20 protein-coding genes are annotated in these 21,812 nt (G+C 49.7%); 4 read left to right on the forward strand and 16 right to left on the reverse strand.

Features of this window, described 5'->3' with window-relative positions:
• Nucleotides 1-20 precede the first annotated feature (20 nt).
• Nucleotides 21-644, reverse strand: coding sequence for a dioxygenase family protein (locus KK078_RS02900; protein WP_254088738.1), 624 nt, complete (start codon nt 642-644; stop codon nt 21-23).
• A gap of 144 nt (nt 645-788) precedes the next feature.
• Here KK078_RS02900 and KK078_RS02905 point away from each other — a divergent pair, with 144 nt between their 5' ends.
• Together KK078_RS02905 and KK078_RS02910 are read left to right on the forward strand one after the other, a co-directional pair.
• Nucleotides 789-1,808 carry a sensor histidine kinase gene (locus tag KK078_RS02905; protein WP_254088739.1) on the forward strand — a complete coding sequence of 340 codons (1,020 nt, stop codon included), beginning with the start codon at nt 789-791 and terminating at the stop codon, nt 1,806-1,808.
• Nucleotides 1,809-1,810: 2 nt separating this feature from the next.
• Nucleotides 1,811-2,533, forward strand: coding sequence for a LytR/AlgR family response regulator transcription factor (locus tag KK078_RS02910; protein ID WP_254088740.1), 723 nt, complete (start codon nt 1,811-1,813; stop codon nt 2,531-2,533).
• Between the two features lie 1,814 nt (nt 2,534-4,347).
• On the opposite strand, the gene KK078_RS02915 is transcribed toward KK078_RS02910, so the two are convergent.
• From KK078_RS02915 to KK078_RS02935, 5 genes are all read right to left on the reverse strand, one after another.
• A complete protein-coding gene (locus tag KK078_RS02915; RefSeq protein WP_254088741.1) occupies nt 4,348-5,346 on the reverse strand; it encodes an outer membrane protein assembly factor BamB family protein in 999 nt (332 codons plus the stop codon).
• Nucleotides 5,347-5,639: 293 nt separating this feature from the next.
• Entirely contained in the window at nt 5,640-7,538 is a 1,899-nt protein-coding gene (locus KK078_RS02920; RefSeq protein WP_254088742.1) for a T9SS type A sorting domain-containing protein, read from the reverse strand.
• Nucleotides 7,539-7,683: 145 nt separating this feature from the next.
• Nucleotides 7,684-7,968, reverse strand: coding sequence for a DUF6520 family protein (locus KK078_RS02925; protein ID WP_254088743.1), 285 nt, complete (start codon nt 7,966-7,968; stop codon nt 7,684-7,686).
• Between the two features lie 28 nt (nt 7,969-7,996).
• Nucleotides 7,997-9,100 (reverse strand): hypothetical protein, encoded by a 1,104-nt coding sequence (locus KK078_RS02930; protein WP_254088744.1) that lies wholly within the window; start codon nt 9,098-9,100, stop codon nt 7,997-7,999.
• Between the two features lie 5 nt (nt 9,101-9,105).
• Nucleotides 9,106-9,537, reverse strand: coding sequence for a MauE/DoxX family redox-associated membrane protein (locus KK078_RS02935; protein ID WP_254088745.1), 432 nt, complete (start codon nt 9,535-9,537; stop codon nt 9,106-9,108).
• Nucleotides 9,538-10,356: 819 nt separating this feature from the next.
• Between KK078_RS02935 and KK078_RS02940 the strand changes: the two genes are divergently transcribed.
• Nucleotides 10,357-10,587, forward strand: a complete 231-nt coding sequence (locus tag KK078_RS02940; RefSeq protein ID WP_254088746.1) for a hypothetical protein — start codon at nt 10,357-10,359, stop codon at nt 10,585-10,587.
• A gap of 135 nt (nt 10,588-10,722) precedes the next feature.
• Here KK078_RS02940 and KK078_RS02945 read toward each other — a convergent pair whose 3' ends face one another.
• The 3 genes from KK078_RS02945 to KK078_RS02955 form a co-directional block, all read right to left on the reverse strand.
• A complete protein-coding gene (locus tag KK078_RS02945) occupies nt 10,723-11,118 on the reverse strand; it encodes a toxin-antitoxin system YwqK family antitoxin (protein ID WP_254088747.1) in 396 nt (131 codons plus the stop codon).
• Nucleotides 11,119-11,535: 417 nt separating this feature from the next.
• Entirely contained in the window at nt 11,536-12,873 is a 1,338-nt protein-coding gene (locus tag KK078_RS02950) for a sigma-54-dependent transcriptional regulator (RefSeq protein WP_254088748.1), read from the reverse strand.
• On the reverse strand, nt 12,870-13,979 hold the full coding sequence (locus tag KK078_RS02955; RefSeq protein WP_254088749.1) for a sensor histidine kinase: 1,110 nt from the start codon (nt 13,977-13,979) through the stop codon (nt 12,870-12,872). Before KK078_RS02955 ends, KK078_RS02950 begins: the two co-directional genes overlap by 4 nt.
• A 202-nt stretch (nt 13,980-14,181) precedes the next feature.
• Between KK078_RS02955 and rnk the strand changes: the two genes are divergently transcribed.
• The gene (gene rnk / locus KK078_RS02960) at nt 14,182-14,586 is read left to right on the forward strand and encodes a nucleoside diphosphate kinase regulator (RefSeq protein ID WP_254088750.1); all 405 of its coding nucleotides are present in this window, start codon (nt 14,182-14,184) and stop codon (nt 14,584-14,586) included.
• Between the two features lie 33 nt (nt 14,587-14,619).
• Here rnk and KK078_RS02965 read toward each other — a convergent pair whose 3' ends face one another.
• From KK078_RS02965 to KK078_RS02995, 7 genes are all read right to left on the reverse strand, one after another.
• Entirely contained in the window at nt 14,620-15,840 is a 1,221-nt protein-coding gene (locus tag KK078_RS02965) for an alkaline phosphatase family protein (protein WP_254088751.1), read from the reverse strand.
• 124 nt (nt 15,841-15,964) lie between these two features.
• Nucleotides 15,965-16,189, reverse strand: coding sequence for a hypothetical protein (locus KK078_RS02970; RefSeq protein WP_254088752.1), 225 nt, complete (start codon nt 16,187-16,189; stop codon nt 15,965-15,967).
• Nucleotides 16,190-16,214: 25 nt separating this feature from the next.
• Nucleotides 16,215-17,414: a FecR family protein gene (locus KK078_RS02975; RefSeq protein WP_254088753.1), complete on the reverse strand. Its 1,200-nt coding sequence runs from the start codon at nt 17,412-17,414 to the stop codon at nt 16,215-16,217.
• Nucleotides 17,415-17,595: 181 nt separating this feature from the next.
• Nucleotides 17,596-19,227 carry an acyl-CoA carboxylase subunit beta gene (locus KK078_RS02980; protein ID WP_254088754.1) on the reverse strand — a complete coding sequence of 544 codons (1,632 nt, stop codon included), beginning with the start codon at nt 19,225-19,227 and terminating at the stop codon, nt 17,596-17,598.
• 89 nt (nt 19,228-19,316) lie between these two features.
• A complete protein-coding gene (locus tag KK078_RS02985; protein ID WP_254088755.1) occupies nt 19,317-19,964 on the reverse strand; it encodes a DUF7691 family protein in 648 nt (215 codons plus the stop codon).
• Nucleotides 19,965-20,025: 61 nt separating this feature from the next.
• Nucleotides 20,026-20,997 carry an MlaD family protein gene (locus KK078_RS02990; RefSeq protein WP_254088756.1) on the reverse strand — a complete coding sequence of 324 codons (972 nt, stop codon included), beginning with the start codon at nt 20,995-20,997 and terminating at the stop codon, nt 20,026-20,028.
• 66 nt (nt 20,998-21,063) lie between these two features.
• The gene (locus KK078_RS02995) at nt 21,064-21,801 is read right to left on the reverse strand and encodes an N-acetylmuramoyl-L-alanine amidase family protein (protein ID WP_254088757.1); all 738 of its coding nucleotides are present in this window, start codon (nt 21,799-21,801) and stop codon (nt 21,064-21,066) included.
• Between the last annotated feature and the right edge of the window lie 11 nt (nt 21,802-21,812).

A 21,812-nucleotide genomic window follows, 5' to 3' on the forward strand; every position in this document is an offset into this window, starting at 1 on the left:
TTGAATCCTGAGCCCTGAATTTATTCATAGCCCGGCACATTTAGCCCAAGGGTAATATCCCGATGTGCTATCTGCATTCCGTTGGTCCCTTTTTGAATTTTGACAATACCCTTGCCACCACGCCCCGGCTGACTGTTTCTTTCTTTGCTGGTAAGGATCGGATCATCGTCAAACAGGTATTCATCGATCCAGTATTCTTTAACACCCGGTTCTTTGATCACGGGATGGATATGCTCAGGATTTTGCCTGCCAGGATACGCCGCCGGTCGCAGTGTATAAAATTTATATTTGCCGTCGGCATTTGTCCTGATCCAGCCGCGAATGTAACCGTGCCGCTTGCCCCATCCCGTCTCATTTCCTTTTTGCGCGTATTCGCCTTGCTGATCGGTATGATAAATATAAAGTATAACATCTTTCGCGGGAGTCTTGCCATCACTCTTAAAAATGGTGCCGCTTACTTCCAGCTTGGGGCCGGGTTCGTGGAAGTCCGGGAGTGTGTCTATCCAGGTAAGTGTTTTGTTTGCATACTCATGCACAGCTTCACACCCTTCGCATCCGTTGCCCACAATACGATCGTTTTTCTGCGCGCAGGCCATAGGCCCAATGCCCGCCAAAAAGAATATAAGGATCACAGCCTTGTTCATAGTTATCTGCTTTATAAGTGAAGTACGTTACGTTTCCGGAGAAAGATCCGGGCTTCTGATGATTGGCGGGATATTCTTGACGAAACGCGGCTGAAAAGCGACAATGGCGTTAGGGCGGACTGTTGAAAACAATTAATTTCCGGTATGGAGCGCTTCTGGAAATATAAGATCGACCATGTGATCTTCTGGATCGGAACGGTGGTGTTCCACATGTTCACCCGTGTTCACCTGATCGCCAAGGCCGGGTTTGCACAGTTTCTGCTGGAGGTGCTGATTCGCAATGCGCTGCTGGGGCTTGCGATCTTCGTTAATATTTTTGTACTCATCCCGCGTTTTGCACAGCAAAAGAAGTGGGCGCTGTATATTCTTTTTTTACTGCTGGATCTGGTCTTTTATGTGATAGCAAAAAATGCACATGATGTCTATCTCTACGGATATGCGATGGGAGACCACGGGCACGTGAATTTCTTTCACAACACTTTTTACAATTTGTCCATCGCCTTGTTTTACATGACCTTCAGCGTGGCGCTGCAGCTGAGCCGGGAGTGGTATGCACAACGCGAGCTGATCCGGAAAATTGAAGTGGAAAAACTGAACACGGAGCTCGATTATCTGAAAGCACAGATCAACCCGCACTTTCTCTTCAATTCGATCAACACCATCTATTTTCAGATCGACAAGCATAATACCCTGGCGCGCGAAACACTTTCTTCTTTCTCCGAGATGCTGCGCTACCAATTATACGAATGCAACGGAAAAGAAATACCCATTGAAAAAGAAGTTGCTTACCTGCGGAATTATGTCGACTTGCAGCGCCATCGGAATGATGAAAATTATCAGATCACCTTTCAGGATCATAACCTCGGAGGGTTTACCATTGCACCGCTGCTGCTGATACCGTTTATCGAAAACGCTTTTAAACACGTATCCCATCGGCCGGAAGGCAACAGGATTGACGTGGATCTGAGCAGGCAGGGGGACACATTCCATATGAATATTTTCAATACGAAAGAGGCCCGCCATCCGGCCCGGGGAGAGCCGAGCGGTATCGGACTGAAAAATGTGCAACGGCGGCTTGAATTACTGTACAAAGATCGCCATGCTTTAAGCATCCAGGAATCGCCTGATCATTTTGAAGTAAAGCTCACGTTAAAAATAAATTGATCATGAAGCTGAACTGCCTTATTGTGGACGATGAGCCGGTAGCGCGTAAGGGCATCGCCGAATATGTGAGCGACGTTGAGTTTTTAAACTTGGCAGGCCAATGCGAGAACGCCTTGAAAGCTTCTGCCCTGCTGAGCCAGCAAACCATCGACCTGATCTTTCTGGATATCCAGATGCCTAAGATCTCTGGTATTGATTTTCTCAAAACCCTGAACCATCCGCCGCTCGTGATCTTCACCACAGCCTATTCCGAATACGCGGTAGAGGGTTATTCGCTCGATGTTGTCGATTACCTGATGAAGCCGATCACGTTTGACCGGTTTCTCAAGGCGGCACAGAAGGCGCTGGAAATATATACACTGAAACGCGCTGCCTCGCTGCATCCGCGGGAAGCACCACACGATTATTTTTTCGTGAAGTGTGACGGCAAATTCGAGAAGGTCTTCTACCATGAGGTTCGGTATATAGAAGCCATGCAGAATTACGCCGTGATCCACACGCTGAACCGTAAACTTATCACGTACATTACCATGAGCAGCCTCGAGCACCAGCTTCCGGGCGATCAGTTCCTGAAAGTGCATAAATCATTTATTGTTTCCATTGCCCGCATCAAGGCGTTGGAGGGAAACGAGATCCTGATGGGAGACACGCGTATTCCCATCAGTCGCAACCTGAAAGATGAAGTGACAAAACACATCCTGGGCAACAAACTTTTTAAACGATAAGTCTTATACTGATCCTGGCAGAAACCAAAGACGAAACTAATTCCGGCTGTTGCTTGTAGCTTGCTGTCGTTCCGGAAAATCATCCTGCCGATCTCCCACAATGATTCCCCGGGATTATTAATCGCATGATTTTGTGGCATACTAAATATTCATCTATATAGCAAGCATTTTCAAAAGTATTAAAATTATTTATCACTTTGCATACTGGCCGCTGTTGGAAACGGAGGTAGTCCTGCCACCATTTCCCCTCCTAAGCAACTCGCTCTTATAATTTTCAGATTTTACCGGCAGTTCACCGACCAAATCCGGAAAAATCCCATACCATGTCCATCAAATTCCAGGATATTCAATAGATATCCAATAGTTCATGAAGTCATTTTCAATATATATTAAACTATAATATAACTATTCAATATCCTTTGTATATAGCTATTTCCTTAAAATTTAATTTATACAATTGATTGAACGAATAAATCCATTGCCTATCTTCGGTTCAGACACCGGGCGTTAACCGCGGCTGTTGGCTAAAATCCTCTCGTTACCTTAACTAATCGACTATGCCTTTTCTCGAAGGACCTTTCGCCTTTACCGGCAAACTGGACATGCTCAGCGCGTATCGCATGCGCGGTGTAGACAAAATTGTTGTCCGGCGCAAGGGCGGCCCCAGCCGCGAAAAAATAAAAACCAGTCCCAGCTTTGAAAATACGCGGCACACCATGTCGGAGTTCGGTGGCTGCTCGCGCCTGGGCAGCTATGTGCGCCTGGCGATGCATGCTATCCGCCAGCTCTCAGACTATAACTTTGGCAGCGACATCAACAGTGTCATGCGCCAGGTGCAGCTCCGCGATGGCACGGGTGAGTGGGGCCGTCGTAAAATTACACTTTCCGAGCACGCACGCATACTCGAGGGGTTTCAGACTACCAAGAAAGCGCCCAGCTTCGACTCGATCGTACGCACCCCGGTATATTATACTATGGATCGGGCCAATCGCTCGGCGCGTGTGGAAATTCCGGAGCTGCTGCGTGATATCAACTACTTTCCGCAAAACAACCATGCGATGTTCCGCCTGACCATCACGCTGGGCATTGTACCCGACTTACGCTACGATATAGCGGAAAAAGAATATCTGCCGGCAAAATGGTATGATCAGGCTTGTTATGCAAAGGCTGTTTCGACAGCGTGGAACCCCTCACTGGAAGGGATGGGAAGCACGACGTTGGAAATAGCGATGAATGTGCTCCCACCGGAAGATGGATGGACATTGATGCTGGCGATCGGAATTCAGTATGGCGCGTTTCGGGAGAACGGGAAGATCGACGAAGTAAAGCGTTTCGGCGCGGCGAAGATCCTGGCGCTGCGCGGGAAGGAAGGTGCTTCTGCAGATGGTGTTGATGACGGTGGAGCCCCGGAGGATGAAGTGGACCTTGTGGATGAGGCTGTGACGGAGGATATCGCCCCGGCGGAGAATGCGGTGGAGCAGCGTGGATATCGGGAGCCGGAAGTGCGGTATGTGTATACGATGAAAGATGTTACGGTCGAAAAGAAGGACGCTGTTGTTTATGGCTATACTATTTCGACTTCTGATAAAAATGTAGCGCCCACAACGGATGCGGTAGTCAACGATCGGCGCCAGCCTGGAAACCTATCTTTGCAGCCTATGGTTTCGTCCACGTCGTGCCGGTTGTCCAACGGCTGCGTACAGGACGTTACCACTATACCGGACATCCGATTACATCACCTTTCACTCTATTCTGAGGATGTAGGAATGAACGCCGGCCGTGATGATCCTGATGGGCCCCTGGAGGGATTGTACTCAGTTTCTCTCTTCTACAAAGACGTCAAACGTATCCCGGAAGCTTCCTTGTCCGCCGCCAAAGGCATTCTTAACGGTGACCCGGTAATCGTGCCGGCCGTCGGACAGCACATATTGCTTTAACGGTTTCAGATAGCCCTGTAGTTCCTGGTAGGTTAAGGTTCGCTCCTGCTTTCCGGTTTCGATGTTTATGATCCGCGCGTCGTCTAAATTCGAAAAGAAGCACAAGAGCTTTCCCTGCTCCAGTTCAACATGAGGGTTGACCTCCTGCCTGGGAAATGCCGTGTCCGATCGCCACCGCTGTGCTCCCGTCCGGGCGTGGAGGGCGTGGAGATAACTCATGTTGTCGTAGTAATACACACTTCCCTTTATCAAAAAAACTTCATCGCCCCGGGCGTCGCATTGGATCTTCCAGATTCCGGCACCGGTGGTCGATTTCCGGCAGAACAGTGAATCGTTCACGAGCTGATAAGCGGTATCATGGGAAAGAACAGGAACCGGCGCCTGAACCTGTGTGCTGCCGATTTGAATGCTCTGTGCGCCTGTCGCGAAGGATATTCTGGCGTAGCCTTCCATTACGGCATCCACCAGCAGGTCGTTATTGATGGGATCGATGCGGTGTCCGCCATAAGATCCGTTCAGTTGGGTTTTCCAGATCTCGTTCCCGTGCTTGTCGAGCTTATAGATATCGCCCAGGTAGCCGCAGTAGTAAATAAAATCGCGGGCAATAACCGGTGGCTGCGCTGCCCAGCTCGTTACCGGCTTAACCCAGTCGACCTTTCCGGTTGCCAGGTTCAGGCAATAGAACAGGTTGGAAGAATCGGTGCGAAGGCCGCTGCAATAAATTTTGTCATCGGAAAATGCCTTGCCCGGGAACGAGTTATTTCTGAAATCGGATACCCAGAAGTCACCTTTCTTATAGGTGATGTCCAGGGGGACATTTTTCTGACAGTTTCCAAATACGGCGATCAGAAACAGCATGCCAATGGTACGAAGCATCGCGGGTAAGTTGTAGGGACAAATAACGTTTAAAATCCCTGCGAATGCACATCAAATAAATCCTGATGTCTTGCGATGTCAGGAATTTTTATTTTAAGCCTCCTTCTCGGGTCGTAGGCGATTACGAGGGGTTCCGCGCACAGGCTAATCCCTGCGGGTGCACGCACGAGGGATCGATACGAAAACGACGTATCGATCCCCCTTTTCCAGATATCCATCCCGTGAGGTTAGTCTTAACGGGATCAGGAAAAATCTGGCTAAAAATTACAAGCATCCCGACGTATTACGTGACCCTAATGTTCGATCCAAACCGTGCGAGTCAGTTCCTGATCGTTTAGCTGGATCTTTACAACATAGTATCCACTCGGGAAATCATCCACGGGTATGGAAATGGCTTTGCTGTTATGTTGTGCTGTATAAACAACTTCGGCTTTGCTATTCAAGAGTCTTACCGCGACAGGACTCGCGCTGAGAGGGTCCGTTACCGCACCTGCCAGTTCGATGTTGATGTGTTGGCTCGTCGGATTGGGATACACGCTTAATGCTGCATCGGGCGCACCGGGCACCCTTTCTATAATGATGCCGCAGCCCGTGTTATTGATCTGCCCGGGGCAGGGTCCTACGCGGATAGGACGCGGACCGATCACCGATGTACCACAGCTGTTTTCCGACGTCAGACTAAGATTAGCAACGCCCTCGCCAATGAACCGCTGCAGCGAGGCTGTCATTATATTATCCCGAGGCGATGAAGAGGTGAACCGGATCCTGGCCACATTGTTGTTCAAAGACCAGGTGTAGGTAGTCGCACCGGTATAGCCGACATTGTACGTGTACAGGATATCACCATCGACCATCATGCCGGGGCCTTCGATAAAAACGCCTCCCTTGGGTGGCCCCGCCCACACATAGTGCTCCGCGGTCGCGCTTCCCGGGCACCCTGGTTTCCCATTCGCTGTTACATAAACCTTCGAACCATACCCCGTCGATGACAGCGACGGAGTACTCACTGTAACATCCGGTGAGTTGGTGATGATCGGATTTGATGCGTTACTGATACTGCCATTGATGTAAATTGTTCCGTCGGAAGACGTATACCATGTATACGATGATGCATGGGCGACCGGCTCTACGGCTATGGTAGCGGCACTATTGCTGCACAACACGCCCGTATTCGTTGGAGAAAAAGCCGGCGTACTCAGTACAGGCGCGGAATATGATACATTCATGGATGCCTGATAACTACCACAGCCCAGATTGGCGGTGACTGTAACCGGCCCGGGAATTGCTCCCGCGTTTGCCGGTGTGGAGAGCGGTGTGAGTGCTATCGAGTTGGTCGTCGTTGTAATGGGACTGACCTGTCCGCCGGCTCGCCAGCCCGGGGGGAAACTCCAGGTATAGCTGGCACACGCGATGTCTGTGGCCGTGAACGTCACAGGATCGGAATCACCACACTGTACGTTATGGCTTGCATTGCCATTCGCCCGGATCACGACGGAAGGGGTTTGGCGCAATGCGATCGGGGTCGTCCATTCGCTGTATTTCAGGCCCGAACAACTGTTGATATAGGCACGTACCTGTATGGTTCCGGCTGCGCATGGCGACGTGGGAGTAATTGTAATCAGTTCTATGTTACTCACTCCCATCCAGTTATTGGGTTCGGATAACTTCCATTCGTAACCGTCGGCATCATAGACGGGAATCGTTGTTAGAAATCCTGTATTGGGCACGGACAGTCTGTCGACACCGAGGTGAAGCGTATTGATGCTGCAAACGGAAAGGGGGCCGCCGTTCTTGATCGCAAGATTTTTAGGGGTCTGATTTTTTAACGAGCGGATGGTATACGATATGGGACCGATGGAGATCGCCCCTCCGCTGCTGCACGTGGCTGTTGCTTTGAGTGTGCCTATCTCGGCGACGTCGTTCCAGTATACATTGACGGATTGCCCCCAATCTGTCTCTTTCGTTTTTTCTGAGTTCGCCCCGTTGAAGGATCCTTTATCAACCGTCCAGGTGATCCGCCCACACCCTGAATGGTTGGGAGCCTCGACGGAGTAGGCAATGGCTTCTGACGGACATACTGTACGATTATTGGGCAATGGAACGATTTGCTGGGCCTGGCAAACCATACTCGCCGAGAGCAGTGGCATCCATACGATCGACAATACTACGTGACAGGAGATTCTGTTTTTCATAACGGTACATCTTAAAGAGTTATAATTTCTGAAAAAGCTGGTTATAAAACGGCTATTTGTTATCTCTGAAATTTTCTATCCTAGTGGGTTGATACAACGCCGGCATAAGGGGGGCAATCGCTTTGCACTGCCCCCCGGCAAAAAATCAGTTCAGCGCTCCGGCAGAATGGCAACGGGGAGCCATGCAGGTTGATGCATCGGGGTTTCTTGCTAATTGCGCCACGACATATCCTTGCGGACCGGGAGGATTGTACGTGCAGATCTTCGTACAAAGATCGTCACATTCCAGCAATGGAATTTCGGTACAGAAGGTTCCATTATAGTAGAAGTTTGGATCCAGGGTGCTTTCGCTCTTCAGCAAGCTGGAGGCGAACGTTCCAAGCACGGCAAACACAAAGGCCGCGCAGCTTAGGGTTAGTCTTAGTTTCATACAATTATGGGATTAGTGGAAAATTATTTTAAAAAACGATTGACTCGGGTTTTGAAAAGTACTTCATATTCAATTCGTTAATTTCAAGGTGGTGGTCATACAATACGATGAGCCTGTCTTCCACTACCCTAAATTCCCTAAAGCTCTTACCCTCGAACTTGGGAACGTAGAAGCTGAATTGATACGTCCCGTTTTCCAGGTCGTATACATCCACTGCCGACTGCCATTTGAAAGCGTTTTCATCCTCGTTTTTTGAGAGCAGGGGTGACTTCACAAATAACAAGCCGTTCGACACACAACTGGTTTCATTTACCGTTACCGGTGGGGTGCTCATGGTGTACGATCCTTCGGAGGAGATCTTTGCGCCTGAAACTTGTGCATGGCTAACGGTATCGATCGTGTTACCACGATACGTTACATTCATACTGGTGTCCATCACGATATATTGATTCCTGTAATAATACAGGTAAATAAGCTTTCCTTCGGCTCGATCATAGTGCAGCATTCCGTCCGTACAGAATTTGCCATCAATTTGTTTCTGCAATATTCCCGGTGTGAATTTGACATAGGGACTGTCGGCTTTGATCCTTCCCAAAATTTGTTCATTCGTAAGACCGCTTATGGATTTAATCGCAAATGATCTGGCACTAACCGGAATGCCGTCGATAAAATAAGCGGCTTTGTCGAACATGAAGCTGTCTGCCTCCCATTCGTTCAATTTACCACGATATAGGCTCGGCATCACACCGTCCATAATATAAAAATATGGCTCCAGGACGCTGATCCTGGGTCTTTTATACGTTAATCTCTCCAGGTTTTTTATCTGCAATGTTATCTCTGTGCTATCGGTTATCGCTATCCCGGTACTATCTTTTTCTTTCGTATTCAAAACAAGAAGATGCAAGGGGGCTGTAACATTTGCCAAATAGACATGGCGTCTGGTGGTTCCGGCAATATAATAGGAATTATACTTGAGGTCCTTTCCACTGATACCATAAAATGCATCTTTCACGATAACCCTCAAAAAGCTATTGTTTTTTCGAATGTAATGGTTCGAAAAACCGTATAGCACCACTACCAGCAGGGAACTTAAAATGGCGCAACCCGACAAAAGAATAATAGGTTTTTTCATCTCACTCAGCTTAAAGCCACGACTACCGGTGCAATCGGTTTTACCTTTTTATAGGATATCAGAACAGCAACCGCTGCCAGTATGATGAACACTATATTAAAGATCAAATGCTCTTTCCACCCGAGCTTCTCCAGCACACCGCCGCATGAACACGGAATGTAAAGGCTCAGGGTCAGGATACACACGATGTATGTCGTAAACATCACCATCAAACTAAAGGCTGCATACAAACCCACCAGCCGCAGTCGCACAAAAACAAGCATGATGGAGATCAAAAATTCTGTTACGGGCACGATCCACGCAATCCACCCTGCAAAAGCTGTCAATAATGGAGATTGGCCTATCTGAATGCGAAATTTTTCATAATCCAGAAGCTTTGTCAGCGCAGCATACACAAATAGGATTATGAACAATGCGCAGATGATTTCGATGATCATGGTCCTTTTCATATCGTCTTAAGATTTATCATCATTTATAGAAAGCACCAGGAATTTGGTGATTTACTATAATCCGAATTGAAAAAAAGATCCCACCGGCACATTTCCGGGTGTCGCTCCTAACCTGGTGGAAATAATTTTATTAATACATCAAGTGTTACACGAACAATATATAGAATATCTATACCTATTGAAACCGATTTTAAGTATTTTTTGTCTGTCTTGTATATTATCGGCCCCGGGCAGCCTGTTTAAGGGGACAAGCGATTAAAGTACCTGAAAAATCAGGTGAGGGCGACTTTGGCGGCTATTTACCGGAGCATTCTGCTCCATTGATACTTTTCTCCCCATGTTATAGTCCTAAAAAAAGGCAAAAGATGGGCTATTGTGCAGAATATGATCTGGCACACTTCGTGCAGTTTCAGTACCAGCGATTATAAAAAATGGGGAAACGTGATCGATAACGAATTATATAAAACAACTCTTAAAAACCTGCCGGCAAGCGGCTCACTCTGCCTTTTAAACCATGTATTGATCTTTCATGCCTACACGTCCGTTTGACGGACGTCCGAATCGATTCCAGGTTTCACTGCTTCCTGATCCTGAAATCAACCCATTTTATCACAATCGTATTAACCTCGGAGTGGCCATGAAGGGAAGAAAGCTGATGAGCGTGTTCAGCTCAAAATTTGGGTCCGTTCAGAATGACAAATACATTCCGGGCTGATCGAATCGGCTTGATCTGTGTTGCCCGTGTTTGGCGATATGAACAAGCTGTTTATTGAAATATAAATACACCTATACTAGTACGATTTCACTATGAGAAAATCCAATGAAAGTCGCCCAAATAAGATGGTAGGAACGTTATTGGTCCTGCTCATCGCTATTTGTTTGCAGGATGCCTGCACCGGCCATCATAACGTGTACTGGACGTTCCTGATGGTTTGCATAATATCAATTCTTTTGCTCTTTAAATATATTGCTGATCCAAAACAGCAAAACGCCGTCGAGGTCGAAAAGGGCGTGCTGAAAAAGACGGACATCGCTTAACCCGCGATGTCCGTCTTTTCAGCTTTTCCATACAGAAACGTAACTATGTGGACAGACACAAGGTATTTTGATTATAACGAAGCCTGGAGCAAAACGGACACCCAAAAAGACAAGACTATAACAATCAATACGTAATCAACTCCCGGCTTTTCTTTCGGGAGCGCTGTCTTCATCGTGTTCAAACCCGTTGATATCCTTAACTTGAATGTCGTTGACAAAATGCAGGTTTCGTATGTTGTTTCCTTGTTCATCGTATATTTTGAAATACCCCACGCGCGATCCGCGGAAGAATTGCCCTTCACTGAGGATTTGACCGTTGGGGTGAAACGACGCATAGCGACCGTGCGAAATTCCACAGTCGTAGTTTTCCTCGATCATCATGGCCCCATTATGGTCATAGTACTCTCTCCAGACACCATGCTTTTTGTTGTTCACATAAGAGCCCTCGGCTATCAGAACACCATGTTTATTGAACTCCTTCCACTTTCCGTTCCTGACCTGATCTATCTTGATGCTTGGCAACTTTATCATGTCGGTAATATTTAGCTTCTCTAACAAAACTCACGACAGTGCCACACCCCCTGTCTTCGACCTGCCAACGTGCACGTGTCTGCCAGGTCACATGTGATGCATAAACCACGTTTTGTATGGGGGTCGTCAGGCACTTGCTCCTGGTCGAGTTGGAACAGCTCACACTGGATTATCGCCCTGGTGGAGGTCTTGCGATAAACGCACGCATCACGATGGATGCACGTTCCGCAAATCGCTCTCAGTTCCCGGGCGATAAGATCTTCGATGATCGTGTTAGTCTGCATTGTGTAGCACTTCCTCCAAGGAGGTGGTTCCAAAATGTGTACCATAAAAAATATCTGATTACCTGACGGTTTCGCAGAAACAGTCAACGGTCGTTGGAGCGAAAATCTTCAGCTGGGGAAAAACGCGCCAGTGCTATCGGTCGGTCTTTTTTAACTTTTCCCGAAGTGTCTTTCGATCAATCCCCAGGATCTGGGCAGTTTGTGAAATATTGTTCTTATTCGCGGCCAATACGTCAATGATATAATCCCTTTCCACTTCGGTCAACCTTCGACTCAGGCTCCGTGACCGGGTCGCCGAAAATCGGAACGATTCGGGAAGGTCAGGGGTATCAATCGTGTTATCATCGGCCATGATGACCAACCGGTGAACCAGGTTTTGTAATTCCCGAACGTTCCCAGGCCACGAGTACTCATTGAGGGATTTCAGCGCCTTTTTTGAAAATTGCATCGGGTCCTTACCCAGCTCACGGACATACTTTTGTAAGAAAAACTCAAGGAGCAACATGATATCTTTCGCGCGTTCACGCAGTGGTGGCAGATCAATGGCTATGATGTTCAATCGGTAATAGAGGTCTTCACGGAACAGGCCTTTTTTAACGAGCTGCATCAGATCGACGTTTGTGGCGGCTACAATCCGAATATTTACGTTAATCGGTTTTTTTGAGCCTACCATGTAAAACTCCTTTTCCTGAAGGACCCGCAAGAGTTTGGCTTGCATGGCCAGGCTCGTGTTGCTGATCTCATCCAAAAAGATGGTGCCGCCATCGGCCGTTTGAAAAAAGCCTGCGCGGGTTTCCGTCGCCCCGGTAAAGGCTCCTTTTACATAACCGAACAACTCACTTTCCAGTAGTGTATCGGGGATCCCTCCACAATTTACCGGTACAAAGGGTGCCGCGGAGGAATTGCTGCCATAATGAAGCGCGCGTGCTACCAGCTCCTTTCCTGTTCCGCTTTCGCCATTTATAAGCACCGTTGCATTTGTATTTTTGGCCTTGTTTATGATCGTGAACACCTTTTGCATTTTCTCAGAATTTCCGATGATACCGAAATTCGTATGAGAACCTGACACGGGCTCTTTTTTGTACCGCGCTGTTTTTGCCAATACGCGTTCAACAGACTTAAACAGCTCGTCGTCCGTAAACGGTTTGACAAGATATTCTTCTGCGCCGATCTTTATGGATTCAACTGCCCCCTGAATGGATGGAAACCCGGTGATGACAAGCGTTCCTACACCTTTACAGTTCTCGGCGACATGTCTTACGAGCTCCATTCCGTTCTCGCCGGGCATTTTCAAATCGGTGATTACCAGGTTGACGTTCACCGTAGCCAGCAGCGTCAGTGCGGACTGAACGTTCGTGGCACTGTAAATTTCATAGCCGACGCTTTCCAGGTTCCGTCTGATAAGCTCTATTGTTTCCGGTGAATCGTCCACCACGAGAACCGTTATCGCATGCCCTTGTTTTGTTTTCATCGTTTTTTACGCTGCTTTACCGGAAGCCTGATCTCAAATTTCGTTCCTTTACCGATGGCTGTATTCACTATTATTTGCCCGTTATGTGACTCGACAATGCCTTGAACCACCGATAAGCCCAGCCCTGTTCCCTGACCAACAGGCTTGGTCGTGAAAAAAGGCTCAAAGATCTTATTCTTAACCGCTGGGGTCATGCCGGTACCGGTATCTTTCACGATAAGGCTTACGGACTGATCCTTACTTTTGGTACTCACGAAAATATTACCTCCTTCCGGCATAGCATAGACCGAATTGGTTATCAGGTTTACCAGTACCTGGCTCATCTGCACCTCGTCTGCCGGAACTTCGGGCAGCGATGGTTCCAGTTCCTTTACAATCCTGATGCCACGACTTTGGAACCGCACATCGATAAAGTATAAGATATTTTCAACGATGTCATTCAGATTGACTTTTGTTATCTGCTGCGGCATTTGCCTTGAAAAGATCATCAGCTTTTTGATGATCTCCCGCGAATAAAGCGAGGCCTTGATGATCCTTTCCAGGTCCTCGGTTTGTTGTTCATTCAGGCTGCCTGCTTTCTTGATCAACTGCGCAAACCCAAGCACGCGCCCCAGGGGCTCGTTTAATTCGTGTGCTATGCCGGCTGACAATTCGCCTACAAACGCCAGTCTTTCTACGTGCTGTAATTGTAGCTGAAGTTTATTTCTTTCCTCTTCGATCGAGGCACGGTGAATGACCAGTGACAATTCGCGGGCAACGGTATTCAGGAGATTTTTTTCTTCCGGAAGAAAGGCTATTCTTTCATGTTTTGACGAAGGGCGTCTGTACCCGATCCTGATGGTTCCGAAATTTTGTCTGTCAAATGACAGGCTTGCTTTCATGACAATTTCCGATCTCTCAAAGCGACGGGTAGAATATGTCTGGGAAGAGACGGAAATGCTCGCTTCTGCCAGGTCAGGATGTTGCATCGCCGCCGGTAGTATCCCGAGTGTCTTTTCGATGATGACGTCCCTATCGTTCTTTGCTTCCCAGGCTATCCGGGATAGCTCGTAAAGACAATTCAATTCTTTGACGCGCTCCTGAAGCTTAGATTCATCCGAATTCATAGGCAACTTTGATATTGACTACGAACATAACTGAAAAACAGGATGTAAAGTTTAAATTTTATTACCGACTGGGGAATTTCGCACCAGTGGGGGATTTGATCCCGGAACAGCTGCCGCCGGGTGATCTCCATGGCCCGCTGCGGCGGGCATTTTTGTGGCACAGAACATGCAGCACTACACGTTCACTTGAAAAGGAGAAGCGATGGAAAAAAGAATAATTGTCACCGTGAACGATCATCAAAGATTGACAGGCTTATTGGAATTTGCGTCCCTGAAAACGACGGAGCTTACACAACGCTTGCAGCATAAGCTCAGCGCCGCCAGGATGTTAAAGCAGGAAGACATTGACGGTAACGTCGTGACGATGAATTCGCGCGTGAAGCTCAAAGACCTGACGAGTAAACGAGAAACGGAGGTAACGATCACCTATCCGCAGGACGCAGCGCCTCGCGAACGGCGTGTGTCTGTCTTTTCGGAAATCGGTTTGGCGTTATTGGGCCGGAAAGAAATGGAGGTTGTTTCCTGGCGGGTTCCGAATGGAACCGGCCTGTTTGAAATCACCAAGGTTACTTATCAGCCGGAAGCAGCGGGGGATTATTATTTGTGATATACTTCTTTGCCGATCAGTCGGCTTCTGCCACTATCTTTTTTTATAGATCTTCCTCAATACATCGGCATCTCCGTCGATCGCCGGCACGCTCAGTCCCAACAACCTGGCGATGAACGGATACACGTGAATGTTTTCGAACGGTGGCAGGGTCGTGCCCGGCTTTATATTGGGGCCGGCTGCATAGAAGATACCTTGCATGCTCTTTTCAGCATGGGGATCAAAACCGTGTGCCCCAAACGTTGTCGGCTGGGGGCCGGCACGCCGGGGTTGGTCCTGGAAATAATAACCGGGCTCTATGACCAGTAACAGATCTCCGGCGCGTGTATGATCGTAATGCCACTGCGCGGGCATTTCCGTTCTCTTGTATACTTTGAAATGTTCCTCCTTTTTCCTGAGGACTTCGTAGAGCGAATCGACTTTGGCTGTGTAGATGTGTGTTTGGGTTCCTCCGTTTACGTATACTACCGAGCTGTCGCGTGTGTCGAAGAGGTTGGGTATGGATACAAACGTTTTGGGGGTGTTGCTCAGCTCCATCATGCCATGGTCGGAGACCACGATCACGTTTACCGGTAAGGCGACCGTTTTGAGCCCTTGTACGAGCTGTCCCAGGAGGCTGTCGGCCTGGAGTACGGTTTTGTGCAGGGCTTGCGAGTAGGGGCCGCTATGGTGGCCTTCGGTGTCGACCAGGGAGAAGTATAGCGAGATGAAGTGAGGCCGCTCCGCGGGGGGTAGTTTGAGCCAGGCTATGGTCTGCCCGACGCGCTTTTCGTTGGGCACCGATTCGTCATAATCAAAATAGTAATCAGGATATGTGCCCTGTATCGGTGCTTCCGATCCTACCCAAAAGAACGACGCGGTCTTCAGGCCTTGCTGCCGGGCCAGTTGCCACAACGGTGTGCCTCCGTAGTAGACGGGATCGTGCACGGCGGCGCGGTCTCTGATGGCGTAGTATCGATGGAGGTCGGGATCGTAGAAGGAATTGTCCACCAGTCCGTGGTGGCCGGGGTAGAGCCCGGTAACGAGCGTATAGTGATTGGGGAAGGTTTTACTGGGAAACGACGGTATCAGGCCTTCGGCGGCAGCGCCTTTGCGGATAAACTCCTGAAAGAAGGGCGGCTTGAACCGTGATACGTAATCATACCGGAATCCATCAAAGGACACCAGCACCACGTAGGGTTTTTCTTTGGGTTGCGCGTAGGAGGCTATGCTTATGAGATAACCGGCAACGAAGAGCAGCACGCTTTTCATCATTCTGACCGAATACATTTAGATTCTCTGCGGCTAAATGTAATTGTCTTTCTGTGTAATTCGCAGCGGGCTGTGTTATTTGAAGATCATTTTTTATGGACGGTGGTCTTACTTTCATAAAGATGCGTCAAAAAAAACGGTTGACAAGGCCTCCCATGGCAGAACCCAGGCTATTAAAGAACCCTTCAAAAAAGCGTACGGCCAGCCTTGTAACGATCTCCTCGTGTTTCCCATCCATTCCGCCGGCTGCACGCCGGGGTCTGGCGTATTGGGGTGGCGTGATCTGATCATAGTAGCGTATGAGAAGCTTCTGGGCCCGTTCACGGTCATTATCGCTATTTTCTTTCTGCATTTTCTTACCGCTGTGTTATGGACTCCTACTCTGTCAAGCAATTCGGCAGACTGCCGCTGAGGATCACTGTATCTTTTTCAATCTTGAATTGCATGGTGGGATCTTTACCGACCCGTGACATGGTACAGAATGAATTCAGGATAAAATCCAACGAGGTATCTTTTGGATAGGCTGCTTCAATCACGCAGCTTTTCATTTCGTCGTTTGTAATTTTCAGGTGGACGTTATACTTTTTTTCCAGGATCGCTGCGGCGTCTTCCAGTCTCACACGTGGAAGAACAATCATGGAGTAGTACCAATCCACATTTGCCGGATTAAAGAGCTCGGGGTTATACCGACCGCTTTCGGTGTAGACTGTCAGTCGTTGTCCCCGTACAAGCTCTCCCAGCTTTTCTCCTTTGTAGCGTACCGCCACACGCCCATGCGCAACCGAGACGGTCAGGAACCCGTCTTTCGGATTAGCATCTACCTGGAAACCGGTGCCGAGTACTTCGATCTCTACATTTTGGGCGGTCTTTACGACGAATGGCAGCTGTGCATTTTTGGCCACGTCCAGGTAGAAGCTACCTTCTGTAACACTGAGCTCGCGACGATTATTGGTAAAGAAGGGCGTCGGTGTGCAATAGCTGGTCCCTTCCCGGATGATAGCCCAGGATCTATCCGGAAATTGCACGTACTGCGCAGGCAGCAGGACGGACTCATCGGAGCAACTTTTGGGTTTAAAATGGATATGTTTGGAAGAAACCGAGATCATGAATGCTACGAAGACGGAGGTACATACCAGCGCGGCGATCTTTCCAACCTTTCCATAGGCGGATCCAGGCTTGTTGTCTGCCGGGGGCGCTGGTGTGTCATTCGTTGACAGGCGTCTGTGAATTCTTACAGCTTCCCGACCGAGTGCCTCTTCGATTATCGATTGGCTCGTGCCGGACAGGGGGGTATCTCGCTGGAGCTCGTAGAGGCATTCCTTCCAGATCTCCAATTGCTGTTGGGTGGCCCCACCTTCGCGCAGGGTGTCCAGGATTCCATCAATGATGGCGACCATGTTGGTGACTTCCTGCTGCATGGAGCCTAGCCTGGCGCGCAGGACGGCCAGGACAATAGCGACACTCTCTTCCGGCGAAAGTCTATAGGCATGAAACTCCCTAAGCACCCGTACCTGACGAACACTTTTCGACCTGCCAGCAGTAAAATCAAACTGCAGGTCATCACTATCTCCTCGCATATGTCGACGAATTAATTAGCTAAAGTTGGGGTGGGCTCCCGGCATCGAACGATAAACATTCGTTAGCCTCTGTATAGTAAAAGAGTCAATATTACATGGAAGGTATAAGAGATTCAGCTAAGATATTGACACTTCATTTCCAACTCCATAAACACCCTTTGTGTGATAGATTTTCTTTTGTCTATGTCTGAATCACACCGGTATTGAATCGCTCTACGGTTGCGTGGTTTGCGGCCTCGATGGCGGCGGAGATCACGTTGCGTGTATCGAGCGGATCGATCACGTTGTCTACCCAGATGCGCGACGCTGCATAGTATGGGCTGAGCTGGTCGTTGTAGCGATCTGTGATCTCTTTCAATACTTTATCCTCTTCTTCTTTCGAGAGCGTCTGCCCTTGTGCCTTCATGGCGCTGACGCGAATCTGCAGCAGCGTCTTGGCGGCCGAGGCCCCGCTCATGACGGCGATCTGTGCGGTGGGCCAGGCGACTATCAACCGCGGGTCATACGCTTTTCCGCACATGGCGTAGTTGCCTGCACCGTACGAGTTACCGACGATGACGGTAAACTTGGGCACGGTAGAGTTCGCCATGGCATTGACCATCTTTGCGCCGTCTTTGATGATGCCGCCGTGTTCGGCTTTACTGCCGACCATAAAGCCGCTCACGTCTTGCAAAAACAGCAGCGGGATCTTGCGTTGGTTGCAGTTCATGATAAAGCGCGCGGCCTTGTCGGCGGAGTCGGAATAGATCACACCGCCCATCTGCATCTCGCCCTTTTTGTTCTTGACCACTTTGCGTTGGTTTGCTACAATGCCTACAGCCCAACCGTCGATGCGCGCGGTGCCGCACAACAGCGACTTGCCGTACAGGGCTTTGTACTCATCAAACTCAGAGTTGTCTACCAGGCGTTTGATCACCTCCAGCATGTCATAGGGCTTGACGCGATCACTCGGGATGATACCATATATTTCGCGTGGATCGAGCCTGGGCTCCCGGGGGGCGATGCGATCAAAGCCGGCCTTGGTGGATGCGCCCAGCTTGTCGAAGATGTTGCGTATATAATTCAGGCAGCTTTTGTCGTCGGGGAACTTGTTGTCGGTTACCCCGGAGATCTCGCAGTGCGTGGTGGCGCCGCCGAGGGTTTCGTTGTCGATGTCTTCGCCGATGGCGGCTTTTACCAGGTATGAGCCGGCCAGGAAGATGGAGCCGGTCTTGTCCACGATCATGGCTTCGTCTGACATGATGGGCAGGTAGGCTCCGCCGGCTACGCAGCTGCCCATGATGGCGGCGATCTGCACAATGCCCAGGGAGGACATCCGGGCGTTGTTCCGGAACTGACGACCGAAGTGCTCTTTATCGGGAAATATTTCATCCTGCATGGGCAGGAATACACCGGCGCTGTCTACAAGGTATACAATCGGCAGGTGGTTCTCCATCGCGATCTCCTGTGCGCGCAGGTTCTTCTTGGCGGTGATGGGAAACCAGGCTCCTGCCTTGACGGTAGCGTCGTTGGCGACGATGACGGCGAGGCGGCCTCTGATGTGGCCCAACCCGGTCACTACTCCACCGGAGGGACAGCCGCCATATTCTTTATACATGCCGTCGCCTGCAAACAGTCCCACCTCTATAAATTCCGACCCTTCGTCGATGAGGTGGGCGATGCGTTCACGCGCCGTGAGCTTTCCTTTCTGATGTTGTTCTTCGATCTTCTTTTCACCTCCGCCCAGCTGTACTTTTTTACCGCGGGCGTGAAGTTGCGTTACGAGCTGCTTGAGCTGGTCTTCGTTGCGGTTGAATTCCAAATCCTGCGCCATGGGGATGATGGGTTAACAGGCACATGTTATCGCTAAAGTTCGTCAATTCCAAATGGCGCCGCGATAATCCCGGGAGGGTGGAGCTGCCGTCAGTGAATAAACGCAACCCACTCGGTATCTTTCCCGCGGCAAAGTTGAAGGCCCTCGGAGAAAGCGGCCATGAGTTCTTGCAGTACTTCGCCGTCGTCAGACTGTTTGTCTTTTTCAGTGAGTTGAATCTTACTCAGTACCGCCAGCAGGTGATCTATTTCCGGTTTCGAATAGTGACTGATGCCGGGGAAATCATTGCTCGGCGGTATGTCAAACACATCCTTCTCGCCCCACATCCTGTCGAGGTTGACTTTCGCGCCGGCATTATCCAGTAATTCATTCAGACGCTTCCAGACCCGGCCGGCGTAAAAGATCTCCTCGTCCGGAGCAACGCGGGTACCGAGCACATCGCAGGTCAGCAGAAGCGCATAACCATATTGGTGCGCCACCTGTGGGTTGAGACCTGTTGACGGCCTGCTTTTAAAGAGGCCCAGAAATCCGTTGTTCCCGGCTTTCCGGTCGGCTGGTTTGATATACCGGAAAACCAGGTCGTCTATAATTTCATCAAAGTCAACTTCACTTTGATCGGCATATGTGTCGTACAGATCGGAGGCCTTTATTTGCTCGGCCAGTTGCTCGTCTTTCGACCCGAGTACGCGCCGTACCTTCTCGAGGTCAACAGCAAATGGCAATGCGTAATATCCCATAGAAATTCTTTATCGCTATCCTGTGGCTGCGCTCCGTGCTGCTGCTCATGAAAGCCCTGCCCTACTGCTTTTTCTTCTCTTCTTCTTTGCGTTGGCGGGCCAGGTCGCGTTCGATGGTCTTGCTGCTTTTACCCAACGGCGCCAGGAAGTGCCGGGGGTTCTTATTGAAGTGTTTCGCGAGCGAGTCGAACGATACCAGGAGTTTGTTGAGGTTCACGTAGAGCGTGTCTTCCGTCAACAGCTTGCTGGCGGTGTTGTCGCCTTTGTTGAGGCGGGCCAGCGTTTCGTTGAGCTTGGCCAGGCTTTGTTGTGCTTTCTTTACCGTATTGTTAAGCTCCATCTGCTTGAGCGAGTCCGACAGGGTGTGGAAGTTGGCGATGGTCGGCTTCAACTCTTCGAGGGTGCCGTTGAGGTTGGCGGCGACGGTTTTGAAGTTTGTGCCCAGGTCGTTGATGTTGCTGTTGGCGGTGCGCAGTGTCTGGTTCAGCAGGCCGGGGGTAGTTTCCAGTCCTCTCAACATGGTATCCAGGCGCCGGCTGTTGCTGGTGAGGCCATCGAGCAGGTGATTTACATTTTTCAGGGTTGTGGTGAGGTTGCTGGCTACCGGCCCGGCATTTTGTGCCAGGAAGTCCATGATGCCTTTGGCTACTTCTGAACGGATGGTGTCGTCGGCTTCGAGCACGCGGCCTCCGGTGCCGTGCATGTCCAGCTGGATGAACCGGCCGCCCAGCAGCTCGCCGTTGAGCATGGCCACCGAGGAGTCTGTCAGCACGATCTCCGAATCGATATCCAACTCTACCACCACGCGGTCGAGGTGCTGCTGGATCTGGATGTCGCTTACGCGGCCCACGGCGTAGCCGTTGAGGAAGACCTGGTTGGATTCGGTCAGCTTGTCTACGTTCTGATAAACGGCGTAGTACTTGTGGTTCGATGAAAAGAAGTCGGTGCCTTTGAGAAAGTTGAAGCCAAAGTACAGCAATGTGAAGGCCACTACCATAAAGAGGCCGACTTTAAATTCCTTCGATAGTTTCATGTGTCTAAAATGCGGTTGCTGTGATGTCTATGGATTCCCTTCCAGGCCGTGTGCCGTTTCCGGTTGTCAATTTAGGGATTTTATGGATTCCACTTCATTTTTGTATTCTTTGAAAGCGCGGTAGATGCCAGAGGCTACCAGCTCCTGGCCCTGTTCGGTGGCCAAAAAGTTCTCTTCGGTGGGATTGGAAAGAAAGCCCGTCTCGATCAGCACGCTGGGCATGGTGGTGCGCCAGAGCACGACAAACCCGGCTTGCTTCACGCCGCGGCTTACCCGGCCTACTTTATTTTTAAATTGTCCCTCTACCTTCTGTGCGAATTTCAGGCTGCTTTCCTGGTAGGCGCTTTGAATGAGTGTAAAGAGTATATACGATTCGGGGCTGTTGGGCTCAAACCCTTCGTAACGGTCCTTATAGTCTTTGTCCATGAGGATCACGGAGTTCTCGCGCTTGGCGACCTCGAGATTTTTTTCGTCCACGTGCATCCCCATGACGAAGGTCTCCGTGCCATAGGCCTTGGCGTTGGGGTTGGCGTTGGCGTGGATACATATAAAGAGATCGGCTTTGGCCTTGTTGGCAATGGCGGCCCGTTCGTCCAGGGGCAGGTAGCGGTCGTCCTTGCGCGTGTAGATCACTTTTACGTCGGGGACATTTTTTTCGATGTACTCCCCTACGAGCAGGGCGATCTTCAGGGCCAGGTCCTTTTCTTTTACTTTCTTGCCCCGGGTGCCGTTGTCTTTGCCGCCGTGCCCGGCGTCGATGACGACGAGATCGACCTTGGAGTCGTGCTGCGCAGAGACGGTCAAAGAATTTAGCA

Source organism: Dawidia soli (assembly GCF_018598185.1).
Taxonomy (GTDB): Bacteria; Bacteroidota; Bacteroidia; order Cytophagales; family Cyclobacteriaceae; genus Ohtaekwangia; species Ohtaekwangia soli.